The 17,204-nt window shown below is 42.4% G+C and carries 14 protein-coding genes and 3 pseudogenes; 9 read left to right on the plus strand and 8 right to left on the minus strand.

Annotation, left to right across the window (positions count from 1 at the left end):
- Positions 1-127: 127 nt before the first annotated feature.
- The 5 genes from V7K76_RS25065 to trxB all read right to left on the minus strand — a co-directional run bounded on the left by V7K76_RS25065 (position 128) and on the right by trxB (position 4,422).
- The gene (locus V7K76_RS25065) at positions 128-664 is read right to left on the minus strand and encodes a type I restriction endonuclease subunit R (RefSeq protein ID WP_334953566.1); all 537 of its coding nucleotides are present in this window, start codon (positions 662-664) and stop codon (positions 128-130) included.
- A gap of 3 nt (positions 665-667) precedes the next feature.
- The gene (locus V7K76_RS25070; RefSeq protein WP_334780458.1) at positions 668-1,561 is read right to left on the minus strand and encodes an ROK family protein; all 894 of its coding nucleotides are present in this window, start codon (positions 1,559-1,561) and stop codon (positions 668-670) included.
- Between the two features lie 119 nt (positions 1,562-1,680).
- Positions 1,681-1,884 (minus strand): hypothetical protein, encoded by a 204-nt coding sequence (locus tag V7K76_RS25075; protein WP_334780457.1) that lies wholly within the window; start codon positions 1,882-1,884, stop codon positions 1,681-1,683.
- Between the two features lie 66 nt (positions 1,885-1,950).
- Complete coding sequence (locus V7K76_RS25080) at positions 1,951-2,847, minus strand: ABC transporter permease (protein WP_179069241.1); 897 nt, start codon at positions 2,845-2,847, stop codon at positions 1,951-1,953.
- A gap of 204 nt (positions 2,848-3,051) precedes the next feature.
- A complete protein-coding gene (gene trxB, locus V7K76_RS25085) occupies positions 3,052-4,422 on the minus strand; it encodes a thioredoxin-disulfide reductase (RefSeq protein ID WP_334780456.1) in 1,371 nt (456 codons plus the stop codon).
- Positions 4,423-4,998: 576 nt separating this feature from the next.
- Between trxB and V7K76_RS25090 the strand changes: the two genes are divergently transcribed.
- The 5 genes from V7K76_RS25090 (at position 4,999) to nifN (ending at position 11,685) form a co-directional block, all read left to right on the plus strand.
- Complete coding sequence (locus V7K76_RS25090; RefSeq protein WP_179067437.1) at positions 4,999-5,295, plus strand: hypothetical protein; 297 nt, start codon at positions 4,999-5,001, stop codon at positions 5,293-5,295.
- Between the two features lie 453 nt (positions 5,296-5,748).
- Positions 5,749-6,882, plus strand: coding sequence for a substrate-binding domain-containing protein (locus V7K76_RS25095; protein WP_334780455.1), 1,134 nt, complete (start codon positions 5,749-5,751; stop codon positions 6,880-6,882).
- Positions 6,883-7,646: 764 nt separating this feature from the next.
- Positions 7,647-8,615: a nitrogenase iron protein gene (gene nifH / locus V7K76_RS25100; protein ID WP_334780454.1), complete on the plus strand. Its 969-nt coding sequence runs from the start codon at positions 7,647-7,649 to the stop codon at positions 8,613-8,615.
- Between the two features lie 380 nt (positions 8,616-8,995).
- The gene (gene nifE, locus V7K76_RS25105; protein WP_334780453.1) at positions 8,996-10,375 is read left to right on the plus strand and encodes a nitrogenase iron-molybdenum cofactor biosynthesis protein NifE; all 1,380 of its coding nucleotides are present in this window, start codon (positions 8,996-8,998) and stop codon (positions 10,373-10,375) included.
- On the plus strand, positions 10,375-11,685 hold the full coding sequence (gene nifN, locus V7K76_RS25110; RefSeq protein WP_334780452.1) for a nitrogenase iron-molybdenum cofactor biosynthesis protein NifN: 1,311 nt from the start codon (positions 10,375-10,377) through the stop codon (positions 11,683-11,685). The genes nifE and nifN overlap by 1 nt, the downstream gene beginning before the upstream one ends.
- 24 nt (positions 11,686-11,709) lie before the next feature.
- Here nifN and V7K76_RS34660 read toward each other — a convergent pair.
- Positions 11,710-11,928 (minus strand): annotated as a pseudogene (locus tag V7K76_RS34660) (SDR family NAD(P)-dependent oxidoreductase); the annotation flags it as partial.
- Between the two features lie 498 nt (positions 11,929-12,426).
- On the opposite strand from V7K76_RS34660, the gene V7K76_RS25115 reads away from it, so the two are divergent.
- The gene (locus tag V7K76_RS25115; protein ID WP_334780451.1) at positions 12,427-14,013 is read left to right on the plus strand and encodes a hydantoinase B/oxoprolinase family protein; all 1,587 of its coding nucleotides are present in this window, start codon (positions 12,427-12,429) and stop codon (positions 14,011-14,013) included.
- 190 nt (positions 14,014-14,203) lie between these two features.
- On the opposite strand, the gene V7K76_RS25120 is transcribed toward V7K76_RS25115, so the two are convergent.
- Positions 14,204-15,313: a 2OG-Fe(II) oxygenase gene (locus V7K76_RS25120; RefSeq protein ID WP_334780450.1), complete on the minus strand. Its 1,110-nt coding sequence runs from the start codon at positions 15,311-15,313 to the stop codon at positions 14,204-14,206.
- A 106-nt stretch (positions 15,314-15,419) separates the two neighbouring features.
- Between V7K76_RS25120 and V7K76_RS25125 the strand changes: the two genes are divergently transcribed.
- Complete coding sequence (locus V7K76_RS25125) at positions 15,420-15,569, plus strand: zinc ribbon domain-containing protein (RefSeq protein ID WP_442936248.1); 150 nt, start codon at positions 15,420-15,422, stop codon at positions 15,567-15,569.
- Between the two features lie 527 nt (positions 15,570-16,096).
- On the opposite strand, the gene V7K76_RS25130 is transcribed toward V7K76_RS25125, so the two are convergent.
- Complete coding sequence (locus tag V7K76_RS25130) at positions 16,097-16,249, minus strand: hypothetical protein (protein WP_334780449.1); 153 nt, start codon at positions 16,247-16,249, stop codon at positions 16,097-16,099.
- 199 nt (positions 16,250-16,448) lie between these two features.
- Here V7K76_RS25130 and V7K76_RS25135 point away from each other — a divergent pair.
- Both V7K76_RS25135 and V7K76_RS25140 read left to right on the plus strand, forming a co-directional pair.
- Positions 16,449-17,069 (plus strand): annotated as a pseudogene (locus V7K76_RS25135) (ISAs1 family transposase); the annotation flags it as partial.
- Positions 17,065-17,204 (plus strand): annotated as a pseudogene (locus V7K76_RS25140) (tRNA 2-thiouridine(34) synthase MnmA); the annotation flags it as partial. The pseudogenes V7K76_RS25135 and V7K76_RS25140, both read left to right, overlap by 5 nt.

Genomic DNA, 17,204 nt, shown 5'->3' on the forward strand with positions numbered 1-17,204 from the left:
GAATTTTGAATTCCGCCTTGTGGTACTAGTTCTCAGGTGGTAAAAGCACAATTAATTGTCCAAGGCGCTTCAATATAGTGAGTACTTGGTGTAGTTCTGAATCACGTTCAATTGATAGCGCATCAGATCAGGCATACCAAGGATGTTCTTGTTGAATCAATTTGACAAAAACAAATTCTCTCCCGTTGATTAGTAAACCAAAAGTCGGTTGTGCAGGATTTGGACGATCAAGCATATAAGCGAGTGCTTGAGGTAGGGCTGTCATCACATCAAATTTACTGCTTTTAGATTCGATGACAAATACCCAAAAATGTTTTTGGATGACAAGAACATCAATGTTTCCTTTAACGAGAAAGCTTTCGTCTTCGGCAGAAATCTCCACAGAAGTCTCGGTTTCAATCTCAAAAGGAGGTTGATAAAACCCAGCTAAATCGAGTAAAGGATACAGCACTACCATCTTTACCGCCTCTTCTGACATCAGACGGTGCTTATTCAAGTTTAAATAGTTGCTTTTCACTCGCGCCGTCGCTTGCTTTTCACCATCTGCCAGAGTTGGTATTTCTGTCCATTCTGCAAAAAAGTTGCTGTCTGTGGCAAGTTGCAAACCAAATTTTTCTTCTAATTCGTAAAGACTTATATCTCTCGCTGGGATTGTTTGAACCATAATCTAACATTCCGAATAGCGTTGCCATGCCAACTTTGCTGCACCTACCATCCCCGCAAGATTGCCTAACTCTGCTGGTAATATTTGTAAATCCACTCGTGATAAAGGCTGCACTCGCTTCTCAATTTCTGCCTTCACACCTGGTAAGAAAAACTCAAAGCTACCACTGATACCGCCACCAATCACGATCGCTTGCGGTGTGAGTACATAAATCAAACTGGTCAGACCAATTCCCAAGTATTTACCATACTCTTGCCAAAAAGTCAAGGCTGCGCTATCTCCTTGTTGGGCAAGAAAACCCAATTCGATGGGTTCCTTGAAAGTGCGGCGGCGAATTGCAGTCGCACAGGCATATTGTTCCAAAGAGCCTCGATTGCCACTATTACAAATTGGGCCATCGGGATTTAATGAAATTAAACCCAATTCCCCGGCGGCTCCTTGATGTCCAATAAATAGTTTGCCATCGAGGATAATTGCACCACCAACCCCAGTACCTAAAGTTAGCAGAATCAGATTTTGAAAGTGGCGACCGGCTCCTAGCCAAGCTTCTCCTAAAAGAGCGCAATTAGCATCATTAGCGATCGCAGTCGGTTTGCCAATTTTAGCTTCTAACCAGTCTGCTAAAGGCACATCGATCCAGCCAGGCAAGTTAATGGCGATTTTAGCAATGCGTCCTGCGGCATCAGACGGCCCAGGAGTACCAACACCAATGGCAACAGCTTGATTATCTGGATCGATTTGTGCGATCGCATCTACCAGCACTGCTAACACAGCTTCCGGCGTTGTTGGTTGAGGAGATACCACAGTCAAAGATTGCAGACAAGTACCATCATCTGCAAAACGCCCCAGCTTAATCGCTGTTCCCCCGACATCAACGCCAATTACTTGATTTGTCATTTGTCATTTGTCATTTGTTATTGGGCATAGAGCATTGGTAATTGGTTAACAGCTATTACCTATTCCCTATTCTCCAGTTCAAAATCAACAATTTGTCAGGGTTTTAGGCAAATGTGTACTTAGGGTTTTAGGATTTTGGCACGAAAAAATTCTAAATTTTCTGTCTTATTGGGTGCGAGTCGTAAATCAGCAACAGTCTTGGTACGGAAACTCGATTGCTCCTGCCAAGCTGTAACTGGAGTACCTCTTAAGATACCAGCAAGGGCAATGGTAAGCATAAACCCACCAGTAGCGGCAGCAATTAACGTTAAATTATCTTTCATACAAATCTCTCTATTGTTTATTTGTCCTTTGTCCTTTGTCATTTGTCTTTTGCTAATGACTAATGACTACTTTCGGATTCTATTTTCTCTTCGTAATCGGGGATTGACAAATTCATTTAACCCCTCACCAAGTAGTGATAACCCTACCACCATGAATGTCATCGTCAAACCAGGGAAAAGCGTAGTCCACCAAATGCCAGTAGGTAGAGCTTCTAGGGCTTGTTTTAAATCATGTCCCCATTCTGCCACTTCTTCGGGAAGCCCTAGCCCCAAAAAGCCTAAACCGCCCAACACCAAAATTGCATCAGCCGCGTTGAGTGTAAATAGCACGGGTACGCTTTGAATGACGTTGAAAAACAGATAACGAGAAAGCACAACCCAAGTAGAAGCGCCCATTGCTTGAGCAGCTTCGATGAACACTTCCGTTTTCACGCTGACGGTGTGGTTGCGAACAACGCGGTAATATTGGGGAATGTAGGCAATGCTAATAGCGATCGCTGCATTTAATATCCCACGCCCCACCACAAATGCCAGTGTCACAGACAGCAGTAGCCCTGGTAGAGTGTAGATGCTATCCATAATAAACAGCAACACTTTATCCAATTTACCGCCAAGATAACCACTCAGCATCCCCAAAGGCACACCGATAATCATACTCAGCGCCGTTGCCAAAATTACCACCTGCAAAGCAGCTTGAGCGCCGAACAAAGTCCGAGAGAACACATCATAACCCAGGCGACTAGTACCAAACCAATGTTTCGCTGAGGGTGGCTCGTGAATTGGATTAGAGAGAAAATCTTTCGGGTTTTGCAGCCATCCCCAAGCCTGCAATACGGGAGCGAAGAATGCCAGGAAAATGAAAAATAGGGTAATGGCTAACCCGATGAGCATGAGTTTTTGGGAAAGATTGGGACTTTTGCCAAACTCTAAAAATGTCGGTAGTCGCCGTTTTGTAATGGCCATAAAGTAAGTTAGGAGTTATGAGTTATAAGAGTAATTTTGTCAACTCAAAATTCAACCCTACCTTACAGATGAGATTATTTCCACCCAAAATCCGATTAGACAAATTAGGGTGGGCAATATTGCTAGCAGCAGCAGGTAGGGACAGTAATAACTCTCAACCGCAGGCGGAGCATCTTTGCCTCCGCTCCTAACTCCTAACTATAATTACAGATTACTTTCAATCAACTCGCGGTATTCGCTCTTTTGCTTCACGCCTTTGACTTCCTTTACCAGTTCTTTGTTTTTGAACAATTGAACTGTTGGCGTTCCTGTCACACCAGCATTTTCAGCAATATCTCGGTCTTTGTCGATGTCAATTTCTACAAAGTGAATAATGCTTTCAAATTCATCCACCACTTTATTTAAAATCGGCTTCAGGGTATGACAAGGGCCGCAACCAGGAGAGACATATTTAACAAGGAGTAAGCGATCGCTTTCATGGAATAATTTCCGTAAGGCATAACCTCCCTCATGGCGTGTCCCATCTAACTTAAATCCCGCTTCTTCCTCGGCTTCAGTCTTCTTGGCTGGCTGATGTTCTAATTCGTTATCTGCTGTTTCTGGCTGCTGATGGAATTCTTGAATCAAGCCAGTGGATGACAACCAACGTTCTGCTAACATCGCCGCCATACAACCAGTACCCGCAGCCGTAATTGCTTGCCGAAACTCATGATCTTGGACATCGCCAGCAGCAAAAACGCCTTCTACACTAGTTTCCACAGCACCGTGCTTGGTAACAACGTAACCTACCTCATCCAGTTCTAATTGCCCTTTAAATAAAGAGGTATTGGGAGTGTGACCAACGGCGTAGAATAAACCTTTAGCGTGCAGTTGACTCTCTTCACCAGTTTTAGTATTGCGGACTTTCACCCCTTCCATGCGATCGCTACCGAAGATATCCACAGCTTCTGTATTCCAATGCACCTGGATTTTCGGGTTGCTCAAAACCCTGTCTTGCATGGCTTTAGAAGCCCGCATTTTATCGGTGCGTACCAACATATTTACCTTAGAACCGTATTTGGTGAGGTAAATTGACTCTTCCGCCGCCGAGTCGCCAGCACCAATCACAGCTAATTCTGCACCGTGGAAAATTGGTGTTGCACCATCGCAAATTGCACAAGCGGAAATACCCCGACTCCAAAATTCATGTTCGCTGGGTAAACCCAAACGCTTTGCTGTTGCACCAGTAGCAATGACGATGCTGTTGGTTTTTATTTCCCTTTCTTGCGATCGCACTGTAAAGGGACGCTGACTCAAGTCAACTGATATAACATCTTCAGTATATAGTTCAGCCCCCCAGCGCTCCGCCTGCGCCTTCATCTGATCCATCAATTCCGGGCCAGTAATCCCTTGGGGAAACCCTGGAAAGTTCTCAACTTCCGTCGTTGTCATTAGTTGCCCACCAGGTAAACCCCCGGCTTGGAAACCTTCAAATACAACGGGTTTCAGGTTAGCGCGTCCAGCATAGATAGCGGCTGTGTAGCCTGCTGGGCCAGAACCGATAATTACTAAGTTTTCTACAGTTGGGTTAGCCATGATCATATATAAACTCATAACGACTACGCTTAATATAGCATAACAATTTACGATTGGCTACATCAGATGGTAAGCGATCGCCCATTGGTGTCAACGCCTAGTAAAAGCTTTTAGATATTGTCTCGTTCCCAGTCTCCGACTGGGAATGCCATCCTAGAGGCGGAGGCTCGCCTCGCTTCCTGGCAAGAGCCACCAGGAGCAGCATTTCCAGGTTTTAACCGACTACCGTGGGTTTAAATCCCCCAGTTAAATAACTGGCAAGTTTTGGGTCGGGGTCTAAATCCCCGGACGCTCGCAGACTCGCTACCGCAACGCTTTCACAAAACTTAATTACGAATTACGAATTACGAATTACGAATTATTTAAAGAAGTTTCAGCTTAAGTTGACACCAATGGCGATCGCCAAATGCCTACGATACTATAGGAATCCGATTTGATTACTGAACTTACTTGCGTAAGGAGGGAATAGGGAATAGACGCGCAATCAAATATGAGTCCTATATGCGCTCAACACTAGCCAACTACTTAAAACTTAACTTTTAATCTAAAATCTAAAATCCAAAATCCAAAATTGCTATGCGAGCCAGAATTGAAAATAAAATACTTTTGATCCACCACGAAGATTTACCAGAGTTTAAGAAGGGTGGTTCGGTAGTGCGGAACTCTTATTTTTGGGCGCTACGTTCAATTGCTGGTCAAGCTTCGCGTTATCGTGATTGGGAATATGAACCGGAAGTTTGGCTAGCGCTTTCACGAATGCTTTTGTCGTTTGCAGAATCTGGGTATTTGGGTCTTAGAGAAACCTTACTAGAGTTTCCTATATCTCAAGGGGAAATTCCGAATTTGCTGCGAGATGTGTCTACTTTTGAATAGGGTTAAGTAGATGGGCGTCAATATTTGTCATTGGGATAAGACAGGGGGCAAGGGGCAGTTGTTTATTTTTTATCCCAAGTTTCACGCGCTTGTCTTTAATCTAGAAGATTGACTGCAATTTGCCTGAGAACCGCAAAATTTTGTACTGTATGAAATGCTACTTATTGCCAATAAAGTTGGTAAATATTTCATACTAAACAAATGCTTTATTTATCGGAATTTGGGGCTTTTGAGCCAAAAAAGCGGCTAAAAAGTAACCACCCGCAAAAATAATTTGCGCTCGGCAAGCAAACTTGCAACTTCTGTGATAGTCTTTTTATATAGGGAATCAAGATAGCGAAAGTACAAAAAGTCTTCAAAGAGAAATGATATAAACTCAAAGACAAGACTTTCGCCTTGGCAGATGCAATGTTTAAATCCGCTACGGCTTTTTGAAACTAAGAGACAAAGCCAATGAAGCAGGATAGTGACCTCCGTAATAACTTGAAGTCCATTAGAACTCGCTTAGGCATGAGCCAACAAGATTTGGCTAACATCGCTAATGTGACTCGTCAGACTATTAGTGGTGTAGAGTCGGGACTATATGCTCCCTCGGTAGCCATCACACTTCGTTTGGCCAAAGCGCTTGGCTGTCAAGTAGAGGATCTATTCTGGTTAGAGCGGGATTTACCTGAAATTGAAGCCGTTCTTGCCAAACCTGTTCCTAATGGTCAGCAACTACGAGTTAGCATGGCTCGTGTAGGAGGACAATGGATAGCTTATCCCTTAATTGGCAAGGATGCTTTTCGCCAAGATATGATTCCGGCTGATGGTGAAAGTACTAGCCAAGCAGGTACAAATAAAGTTCGAGTCCGTCTTTTAGACGATAATCTCGAAACACTTCACAACACCGTTGTGATTGCTGGTTGTGCCCCTGTGATTTCACTATGGGCAAGAGCCACCGAACGCTGGCATCCCCAACTGCGAGTCCAATATAACTTCGCCAACAGCATGGCTGCATTGCACAGTCTATGCAGAGGTGAGGCGCACATCGCTGGGATGCATTTGTACGATCCTGAAACTGGTGAGTATAATACTCCCTTTGTTCGAGATGTTCTGGCTGGGAGGGAAGCAGTTCTAATTACCCTTGGTGTCTGGGAGGAAGGACTTTTGTTGAAGTCAGGAAACCCAATGGGAATTAGAACAGTTAGTGACTTAGTTGCTGGGGGAGCGACTATTGTTAACCGCGAAATCGGTTCTGGTAGTCGAATGCTTTTGGAACAAACACTCCAAAAGGAGCAGATACCGTTCGATACCGTTCAGGGCTTTGACAATATACTCAAAACTCACCAAGATGTTGCCCAAGCTGTAGTCAGAGGAGTTGCTGATGCTGGTATAAGTACGGCATCTGTAGCTAGCGCTTTTGGGCTGGGATTTATCCCTTTACATCAGTCACGATATGATTTGGTGATTCTCAAGGAATATCTGGAAGAAGCACCAGTACAGCAGTTGCTCAGTACTTTGGGACATCGGATGGTTCACTCCCAATTTGAAATTCTCGGTGGTTACGATATCAGCAAAATTGGGGAAGTTGTAGCGACTGTTTAGAGTGGATTGCAATGGTTGGTTGTGTGATTTAGGAAAACTTGGCGTAAATTTAAATCCTGCTGCAACCACTCTTGAGGTATGAGCAACCTTCTTTCTAATTACAACAACTGATAATGCTGAATTCGTAATTCGGATTGAATTTGAGTTTCCAGCTTAGAATCTGTAGCTTTCTTTTTTCCAATTGGTATTGCTACCGCTAGAGAAATCATTTAAGTGAGCGGATGGTAATACTTGCAATTTTCCTTGAGTGATGTCTTATTGCTCTAGCCATTAGTCAGAAAAAACAATGACTAATAGACATCTCCGAAAAATAACGTAGAGACGTAGCAATGCTACGTCTCTACAAGGATTCTGGATAACGCATATTTAATTTCTGGAGATGTCTAATAGCGAATGGCACTAAGAAAAGATACAGCCCTTGCTCTGACTGGTTACCAGCCTAGAGGCTGGTAACCCATTCTGGGAGGCTCCGCCTCCCATAGCTTGACAAGAGGCAGCAGCCCCTTTTAAATACATTCCCAGCCTGGAGGCTGGAAGACGACACAAGTCTTTAGGCTCTTCTTAGTGCCATTCGACTAATGGCCAACGAAAAACTTAAATATGTTCTGGATACAGACTCTTTTTGCTGTAGAACGAGGGCCTCCAACAACGTTCTACATCAGGTTACTGCTGTAACTTGACAGCAAGTACCTCTGGCACTACTTTGTGCCAACGCCTCATAAACCGACAGACTCACCAAACAAACAATTGCAGGATAAATTATCATGTCCGACGAAAGAATTAGACAGATTGCTTTTTACGGTAAAGGTGGTATTGGTAAATCTACTACTTCCCAAAACACCCTTGCTGCGATGGCAGAAGTGGGTAAACGCATCTTGATTGTCGGATGTGACCCGAAAGCTGACTCCACTCGTTTGATTTTGCACTGTAAAGCTCAAACTACCGTGCTGCATTTAGCTGCTGAACGGGGCGCTGTAGAAGATATCGAACTCGAAGAAGTGGTAATCACTGGTTTCCGGGATATCAGATGCGTAGAATCTGGTGGGCCAGAACCTGGTGTAGGTTGCGCCGGCCGGGGTATCATCACCGCCATTAACTTCCTCGAAGAAAACGGCGCTTACTCAGACGTAGATTTCGTATCCTACGACGTATTGGGCGACGTTGTATGCGGTGGTTTTGCGATGCCAATTCGTGAAGGTAAAGCCCAAGAAATCTACATCGTTACCTCTGGTGAAATGATGGCGATGTTTGCAGCTAACAACATTGCTCGTGGGGTTCTCAAATATGCTCACACTGGTGGGGTACGTTTGGGTGGGCTGATTTGTAACAGCCGGAAAACTGACCGGGAAGACGAACTGATTAGCACCCTTGCAGCTAGATTAAGTACCCAGATGATTCACTTTGTCCCCCGTGACAATATCGTGCAACACGCCGAATTGCGTCGGATGACTGTAAACGAGTATGCACCCGACAGTGGACAAGCTAATGAATACCGTACACTAGCAGACAAGATTATCAACAATACAAATCTCGCCGTTCCCACACCCATCGAAATGGATGAGCTAGAAGAATTGTTGATTGAATTCGGCATCCTCGAAAGTGAAGAAAATGCTGCAAAACTTATAGGTGCCGCCAACGCTCAAGCAGATGGTGAGAAGAAGCTAGAAGACGCTCAAGGCGAAGCACTAGAAGCTCTGAAAAAAGGAAACGTAGAAATAGTTTCTGGTAGCTAGAAGAAGTAAGGTTCTTGTTTAGACTCCGGTGCTAAATACAGAGTAAATATCAGGTGGGCTATTTTGGCCCACCCTCTAACCAATCCTTTAAAATGGAGGTAGTGGAATAGCCAATCCTAACTCTCTGCATTTGAATCACTGTGTTAACACTAATCTACTAAGGTGTACACGGCAACATTAATACTTGAATAGTCTAGTTTGTGTTTTTGTTTTCTCCTTCTCTAAGCTAGTTGGTGTTTATGTTTTAGGGGATGGGAAATTATTTTTCTCATTCCCTTTTATTCCATGCTTTAGATACACGGTTAATAAATGAAAATCCTATCAAAGCCTTTTGGAATCGACTTAACACCTAATAACTTCTACCTATTGTCACCAAACAAATGAATCCTACCCCAGAAAAAATCAACGATTCGTTCAGTGACTCCAATTCTGAAGATGCTCATCAGCAGCAGAAACTACACAAAAAAAAGTCCTCCACACAATTACCCCAACCTGGAACTACTCAAGGGAGTTGTGCTTTTGACAGTGCAATGATTACCCTAGTACCAATCACTGATGCTGCTCATGTAGTTCACGGGCCAAGTGGCTGTGCTGCCAGCATTTGGGGAAGTTACAGCAGTCTCTCTTCTGGTTCGATGCTGTACAAGATACGTTTTACCAGCGACATCGATGAGAACGATATCATCTTTGGTGGAGCCAAAAAGCTTTACAAAGGCATTTTAGAACTAGCAAGACGCTACAAACCTGCGGCAGTATTTGTCTACTCTACTTGCATCACCGCCCTGATTGGTGATGACATTGAGGGAGTTTGCAAAAATGCCACTGAGAAAACAGGAATACCCACTATCCCTGTACATTGCCCTGGATTTATTGGGAACCAAAATTTGGGCAATCGTGTTGCTGCTGAAGCGTTGCTAGAACACGTTATTGGAACAGCTGAACCAGAGAATAGTACACCTAATGACATCAACCTAATTGGTGAACATAACATCGCAGGTGCAATATGGAATGTTTTGCCGTTGTTAGAGAAATTAGGTATCAGAGTTTTGGCAAAAATTACAGGCGATGCTATCTACAAAGAAGTTTGCTATGCCCATCGCGCCAAGCTGAACGTGATTCTCTCCTCCAAAGCACTAATTAACATGGCAAAAAGCATGGAGAAAAAATATGGCATTCCCTATATAGAGGAGTCTATCTATGGTATAGAGTCAATCAATCAATGTTTAAGGAATATTGCATCAAAATTGGGTAATCCTGATTTGCAGGAACGTACAGAAAAACTAATTGTAGAAGAAACTGCTGCAATAGATGAAAAATTATCTCTGTATATCACTCGATTACAAGGTAAGCGCGTTATCCTTTCTATTGGAAGTTTCAAGAGTTGGCTGATTATCTTTGCTGCTAAGAAATTGGGAATGGAAGTTATTGCTATTAGTACTAAGAATAATACTGAGGAGGATAGAATTAGAGTCAAAAGTTTGTTAGGTCAAGATGGCATAATTCTAGAACAAAATAGTCCTGAAGAAATTTTACAGATAATTAACGAAAATCAAGCTGATATGTTAATTTCTGATAAACGCTATCAAGACGCTTCTCTCACAGCTAGGATTCCATTTTTAGATATTAATCAAGAACGCAATCATCCCTATGCAGGCTATATAGGAATTTTAGAGGTAGCACGAGAATTGTATGCTGCTTTTTACAATCCTGTGTGGGAACAAGTATACCAGCCAGCCCCGTGGTCAGAGGAGGAAATTTGATGGCGATTATTAGCGTTACGAGTACATCTGTTGCAGTTAATCCCTTGAAGCAAAGCCAAACTGTAGGCGCAGTTTTAGCCTTTTTGGGGTTGAAGGGAATGATGCCTTTATTACACGGTTCTCAAGGCTGTACTGCTTTGACTAAGGCAGTATTAGTACAGCATTTCCGTCAGACGATTCCCCTTTCCAGTACGGCGATGACCGAAGTCGCAACGATTTTGGGTGGTGAAGAAAGAGTTGAACAAGCAATCTTGACTTTGATGCAGAGATCCAAACCAGAAATTATCGGTCTTTGTAGCACTGGACTGGTGGAAACCAGAGGTGATGATATGGGACGCTTTGTGAAGGAGATTCGCCACCGTCATCCAGAACTGGATTATTTACCAATTGTGCTTGTCTCTACACCGGATTTCAAAGGTACATTACAAGATGGCTTTGCTGGTGCCGTTGAGAGTATAGTCAGGGAAATTCCTCAAAAAAGCTCCAATCAAGACGCTTGTGCCACACAAATCACTATTTTGGCGAGTTCTGCCTTTACACCAGGGGATGTCCAGGAAATCAAAGAAATTGTCACTTCTTTTGGACTTGTACCTATTGTTGTACCTGACCTTTCTGGCTCACTAGATGGTTCTATAGAAGATTCTTCTAGTGCCATTACAGCTAATGGCACAAATGCAGCACAGTTACGCTCAATTGGCAGTTCTGTATTCACTTTGGCACTAGGTGATAGTATGCGGGGTGCGGCGCAAATTTTGGAGCAGAGATTCAATATACCTTATGAGGTATTTGGCGAACTCACAGGACTAGCAGCAGTAGATAAATTCCTACAAGCATTGGCGGATATCAGTGGTGTTAGTGTACCGGAGAAATACCGCCGTCAACGCCATCAGTTGCAATATGTAATGTTGGAGAATCACTTTTACTTTGGCTGCAAGCGAGTTTCTTTGGCGCTGGAACCAGATTTACTTTGGTCAACAGTTGCTTTTTTGCGATCGCTAGGAGTTGAGATTCACGCAGCAGTAACAACAACACGCTTTCCTCTACTGGAAAAACTGCCGATCAAGAGCGTCACTATTGGCGATTTGGAAGACTTTGAGCAATTGGCGGTTGGATCTGATTTGCTAATTACCAACTCTCATGGAGTCGCGATCGCTCAACGCTTAAAAATTCCTCTCTACCGTCAAGGGATTCCCATTTTTGACCGCTTAGATCATGGTCAGTTCACCAAAGTTGGCTATCGAGGTACTATGCAACTTTTATTTGACATTGGCAACCTGTTTTTAGAGCAGGAAATAAAGGTTAAGCATTAATACAGTCCTAATTCCAACTGTTTATCACATTATTACCAATAATATTGGTAAGATGAACACTTTTTTAACGGCTGCTTCATCTGTAATATCTAATTGCAATGGCAAAGCTGATCCGCCAACTGCGGTTACAGATGTAACTGTGCGATTTAACTTTTCATGGTTTTGCCCATTGATAAAAACAAAAGCCCCTGCACTCGCAAGTGCTTTGGTGATTTCTAATCCTAATCCTTGCCCTCCTCCAGTAACTAGTACCGCAAGGCGGAATTCAAAATGACGCTCGTAGACTCGCTCTAAGCGAAGCCATGCCGTTCGCGTTAGCGTCTCTGAAAGAGAAGGCTTTACGCTGCGCTAACAAAATTCAAAATTCAAAATGAATACAGCGTAAGCGTTTCATTGATTTTGAATGGTGAGGCAGTCCGGTCTTGGGGGTTTCCCCCATGAGGAACTGCCGAACCCGAAGGGGTGGTTTATTTACGCCGTATTGTACTAGGGCAATTTTCCCATACAATGAAAATTCAGGTGGTGTCACAGCATTTTCTTTCTGAATTAATCCTTTAACAATTTATCACTTTTGATCCAGGAGTTGGCTGAAAAAATATATTCTCATTACTAGGATGAGCATATTTACAAGATTTTATACACTGTCAATAATAATTTTTAACTTTAGTCTAAAGTATAAGATTTACAAATATTTACCCCTTGAATTTTTCAGAATTATCAAATTCAAAAATAGGAATCAAAATGTACACAACATCTAAACCTGATCCCATCCGCTTAGAAATATTCAAAAATCTCTATCAATTTATCGCCGAACAAATGGGAATTGTGTTGCAAAATACAGCCACATCAGTGAATATCAAAGAAAGGCTAGATTTCTCCTGTGCTATTTTTGATTCATCGGGATTATTAGTAGCAAATGCCCCACATATTCCCGTACATTTAGGCTCAATGAGTGAAAGTGTCCGCAGTTTAATTAAGGATAAAGGCGACACCCTAAAATCAGGAAACGTCTATCTATCTAATAACCCCTATAACGGCGGAACACATCTGCCTGATGTAACTGCAATTACCCCTGTATTTTTAGAAAGTAGTGAAAATAATCCATCCCCAATGCCCAATGCCCAATGTCCCATGCCCATCTTTTTCGTTGCTTCTCGCGGACACCAAGCAGATATTGGTGGAATTACTCCCGGTTCAATGCCTCCCCACAGCACCACAGTAGAAGAAGAAGGAATTCTTTTTGATAATTTTCTCTTGGTTGAAGAGGGAAATTTTCGAGAAACCGTAGTCAGACAGCACCTCTCAAATCATACTTATCCTGCTCGTAAACCTGACCAAAATCTAGCCGATTTCAAAGCCCAAATTGCCGCAAATGAACGGGGAGTTCAAGAACTTTCTAAAATGGTTGCACAATACGGAATTGATACTGTTCAAGCTTATATGACATTTGTGCAAGCTAATGCTGAGGAGTCTGTGAGACGTGCGATCGCTGTTCTCAAGGATGGCTCATTTACTTATAAAATGGATAATGGGGCACAAATTCAAGTTAAAGTAACGATTCACCCAGAAAACCGTAGTGCTACCATCGATTTTACTGGGACTTCTCTACAACTAAATAGTAATTTTAATGCTCCTAAAGCTGTAACTCAAGCAGCAGTTTTATATGTCTTTCGTACTTTAGTTGATGATAATATTCCTCTCAATGCCGGGTGTCTTAATCCTCTAGAAATTATTATCCCCGTTGGCTGTATGCTAAACCCAATCTATCCAGCCGCAGTAGTCGCGGGTAATGTCGAAACTTCTCAAACTATTGTCGATGCTTTATATGGTGCTTTGGGTGTTATGGCTGCTTCTCAAGGAACGATGAATAATTTTACTTTTGGTAATGAGCAATATCAATATTATGAAACTATCTGCGGCGGTTCAGGCGCAGGGATTGATTTTGATGGTACTGATGGTGTCCATTCTCACATGACAAACTCTCGTTTGACCGATCCAGAAGTTTTAGAAACTCGTTATCCTGTACTTTTAGAAAGCTTTAGTCTTCGTCCCGATAGTGGTGGCAAAGGAAAATATTCGGGTGGTAATGGAGTTATCCGCCGCATTCGATTTCTTGAACCGATGACAGCTAATATTCTCTCTAGTCATCGGGTTGTTCCTCCCTTTGGATTAAATGGTGGGGAAGCAGGAAAAATAGGACGCAACTGGATACAACGTCAGAATGGAATTGAAGAGAATTTAGACAGCACAGCAACAGTAGAGATGAAAACCCGAGATGTTTTTGTAATAGAAACTCCTGGTGGCGGTGGATTTGGTAAAATCTCTTAATTAAAAAGTTTAGTTAACAAACTCCGTGGGTTTAAGTCCCCCGGTTCAATAACCGGCATGTTTTGGGTCGGGGTCTAAATCCCCGGACGCGACGCTCGAGTACTCGCTAACGCTGCGCTATCGCAGACTCGCTACCGCAACGCTTTCACAAAACTTAATTACGAATTACGAATTACGAATTACGAATTATTTAATCACCATTATTATTATCGAGTACAACATACTTGCTATTTTCTTCCCGTAATCGGGCATCTTGCTCATTGTAAAAGAACGACAGAAGAACAAAACGCCGGCCACTGGTGACAGGAGTAGCTTCATGCAGTAAAGAGCAAGAAAAAATTACTGCTTCTCCTACATTGGGACTATAAAGCTGGAGTCCATACTCTGGAAATCGTAGTTCTCCACCTTCGTAATCGCCAGTATTGAGATTCAGTGACATAGCAAATCGTCGGTGTACCGTACCTTTGGTAGTATTATCACGATGACGATTAAAGAAGCCTTTATCAGTTGCTTCGTAGCAGGATACCAAGTAGCGTTCAAAGCGAGTGATGCTAAACTGGAACGCCTTCTCTATTTCTGGCTTAACCCGTCGCATCATCATTTCACTGATTTGCTTTAATAGTTGGGGATCAGAAATTAAATAGTCTCGGCGTTTTTTAAATTCATAGTCATAGACTCCGACTGTTTTGCCATCGATTTGTCGCATGAAGCCAGAATCTTCACCACCATTTGCTTCGTACAAATCAATTAAATGTTGGCAAAAGCTTTGATTTAGCACATTGGGTATAAATAAAATAGGTGCTTGTCTCGCTGCTGGAATATTTTGTGGGATTGCGGGTAAACTTTTAATAAACTCAAATACTTGTTCGCAAGGTTGAGTAGTATCTAAGATTGGCAAAACCTTGATAACTCGTAAATTTTCATCCAAAATAAAAATTGTTGGTCTATATTGCAGTTCGTTGTTTGCCTGCCCAATTGGTTGACAAATACCGTATTGGAAACTGACTTTCCGTTCAAAATCCCAAAGAAATTTGAAATAAGTTTTATTCTGTATTAAATCTGCTAAGAAAGTATCATTTGGGTCTATGCTAACACCGAAAAATGGCACTTGATACGTAGCTAACTGCTGCTGCTGGTTAGAGAAATCATCAATAATCTTCCGAATATAGTTATTTTTAGAACTTCCGAAAAAAAACAAAATGCTACGGTATCCGCCAACCGTATTAAAGTGAAAATTTGGGTTTGAGGTTGAAGGAAGAATGAACCAGGGAATTGGGTCGCCAACAGTAAGAGGTATCATAAGATATCAAATTCTATTTATAGCAACATTAAGTCTGGTAGGTATTTTAATTTAAAAAATTACATCAGCTAGTTAAATAGTAATAATCTGTAAAATTGAAATTTACATCTTCCCTAGTTCAAAAACCTGTCATGTGTGCCTTAATCAAGTCGGGAGTTTACCTCTTGATATAAGAAATTGGACTTGCAAAAATTGCCACACAAAGCATGATAGGGATATCAACGCAAGCATTAAAACAATTCGCAATTCGCAATGACGCTCGTGATGACGCTCGATGACTCGCTAACGCTGCGCTATCGCTCTTAGCGTCTCCCTTTGGGAGAAGACTCGCTAACGCAATTCGCAATTACGTTTTGGCACGGGGATTTAGACCCCGACCCAAAACGGGCTGCCTGTATTGCTGGGGACTTAAACCCCCAAAGTTCGTTAACCTCAGAGATGAGGGTCTACGAATAACGCGGATCGTGATGGTCAGTGATGAACTCAATATCACGTCTTGACCAGGGTTTCACGTTAAGTTGACACGTATGAGCATTGCCCATTGGTGTCAACTTAACGTGAAAGCAGTCTAGAACTAGTACAAGAAGGCAAAAGTAAAAAGGCAAAAGTAAAAAGAAAGAATGCTTATTTTGTCAGCTTTCTGGCTATTTTAAATGGGTGGTTTATTTACGCCGCACTGTACTAGCTTTTAGATTGCCTCGTTCTCAGTCTCCGACTGGGAATGCTCGTCGTTGGGGCTGCTGCCTAGGCTGTTGACTTTGTGCCTTTTTAGGCATTTTTCGTTCATGCAGTTTTTGTGTCGTCAACTAACTCCGAAAATAGGGTTTTTCTTTTCGAGAGCATAGATTGACCAAAAACTTCAGCCAACCATGCTTCAACATCAGCAAAACTAATTGCTTCCAGGGCATTTTTAACAACGGTATTTGTTAGATTCATCGTAGATAAACACATGGTTAGCAACATATGACCCATCTCCTTAAACCAGGGTAAGCTCATCTAATTTGGTATAGTATGAACTTGACAAAAGAAACAAGATAAACATCGGTGGGCAGATAGAAAATGTACTTGACATCAGGGCAAAAGAAGTGAGATGAAAGCAATGCGCTCACCCTGAAAAATTCTCTAATGAAACTTTATGTCTGAAGGATTTAAGACTAAATCGGCTCCAGCCAAGAAAAGTAATCGTTATCAGCCAAAGCCAGGACAGGTGGCATCAATGGAAGCTATTCAAAAAAGTTTAGTGGAGAATTTTGGAGACATCAAAGACCCAAGAGTAGAGCGAACAAAGAAACATCAACTCACAGATATCGTGGTAATTGCGATTCTGGCAGTCATAGGTGGAGCGCAAGGATGGGAAGACATGGAGAACTACGCCATCAGCAAGCAAAAGTGGTTAGAAGAATTTTTAGCATTACCAAATGGAATCCCTTCCGATGACACCTTTCGACGGGTATTTGAGTTCATCAATCCAGAAGAATTAAACCGTTGTTTCTTGAGATGGATAGAAACCCTAGTGACGAAGATGGGAGGAGAGATAATTCCCATAGACGGAAAGACCATTAGGGGTTCTTATGACCGAAATCAAGGTAAATCCGCATTGCACGTAATTAGTGCCTGGGCAAGTGAACAAAATTTGGTCTTGGCACAGATGAAAGTGGAAGATAAATCTAATGAGATTACAGCAATTCCGGCATTATTAGAGTTACTGGATATCACAGGCTCTATCATCACTATTGATGCAATGGGAACTCAAACCGAGGAAGTTTGGGCCAATGGTGCAATATGCCCATGAAGAGTTGGGATGCGATCGCATTGCCACTGGTCATTATGCCCGAATTAGCTATGACGAAGCAACTGGACGTTACCAATTATTAAGGGCTATTGACCGCAA

The sequence above is a fragment of the Nostoc sp. genome (assembly GCF_036917975.1).
Classification (GTDB): domain Bacteria; phylum Cyanobacteriota; class Cyanobacteriia; order Cyanobacteriales; family Nostocaceae; genus Nostoc.

What these genes read in the sequence shown, in the direction of transcription:
- V7K76_RS25065 (WP_334953566.1), bottom strand. Translation starts at nt 664, where the DNA reads ATGGTTCAAACAATCCCAGCGAGAGATATAAGTCTTTACGAATTAGAA.
- V7K76_RS25070 (WP_334780458.1), bottom strand. Translation starts at nt 1,561, where the DNA reads ATGACAAATCAAGTAATTGGCGTTGATGTCGGGGGAACAGCGATTAAG.
- V7K76_RS25075 (WP_334780457.1), bottom strand. Translation starts at nt 1,884, where the DNA reads ATGAAAGATAATTTAACGTTAATTGCTGCCGCTACTGGTGGGTTTATG.
- V7K76_RS25080 (WP_179069241.1), bottom strand. Translation starts at nt 2,847, where the DNA reads ATGGCCATTACAAAACGGCGACTACCGACATTTTTAGAGTTTGGCAAA.
- trxB (WP_334780456.1), bottom strand. Translation starts at nt 4,422, where the DNA reads ATGGCTAACCCAACTGTAGAAAACTTAGTAATTATCGGTTCTGGCCCA.
- V7K76_RS25090 (WP_179067437.1), top strand. Translation starts at nt 4,999, where the DNA reads ATGCGAGCCAGAATTGAAAATAAAATACTTTTGATCCACCACGAAGAT.
- V7K76_RS25095 (WP_334780455.1), top strand. Translation starts at nt 5,749, where the DNA reads ATGAAGCAGGATAGTGACCTCCGTAATAACTTGAAGTCCATTAGAACT.
- nifH (WP_334780454.1), top strand. Translation starts at nt 7,647, where the DNA reads ATGTCCGACGAAAGAATTAGACAGATTGCTTTTTACGGTAAAGGTGGT.
- nifE (WP_334780453.1), top strand. Translation starts at nt 8,996, where the DNA reads ATGAATCCTACCCCAGAAAAAATCAACGATTCGTTCAGTGACTCCAAT.
- nifN (WP_334780452.1), top strand. Translation starts at nt 10,375, where the DNA reads ATGGCGATTATTAGCGTTACGAGTACATCTGTTGCAGTTAATCCCTTG.
- V7K76_RS25115 (WP_334780451.1), top strand. Translation starts at nt 12,427, where the DNA reads ATGTACACAACATCTAAACCTGATCCCATCCGCTTAGAAATATTCAAA.
- V7K76_RS25120 (WP_334780450.1), bottom strand. Translation starts at nt 15,313, where the DNA reads ATGATACCTCTTACTGTTGGCGACCCAATTCCCTGGTTCATTCTTCCT.
- V7K76_RS25130 (WP_334780449.1), bottom strand. Translation starts at nt 16,249, where the DNA reads ATGAATCTAACAAATACCGTTGTTAAAAATGCCCTGGAAGCAATTAGT.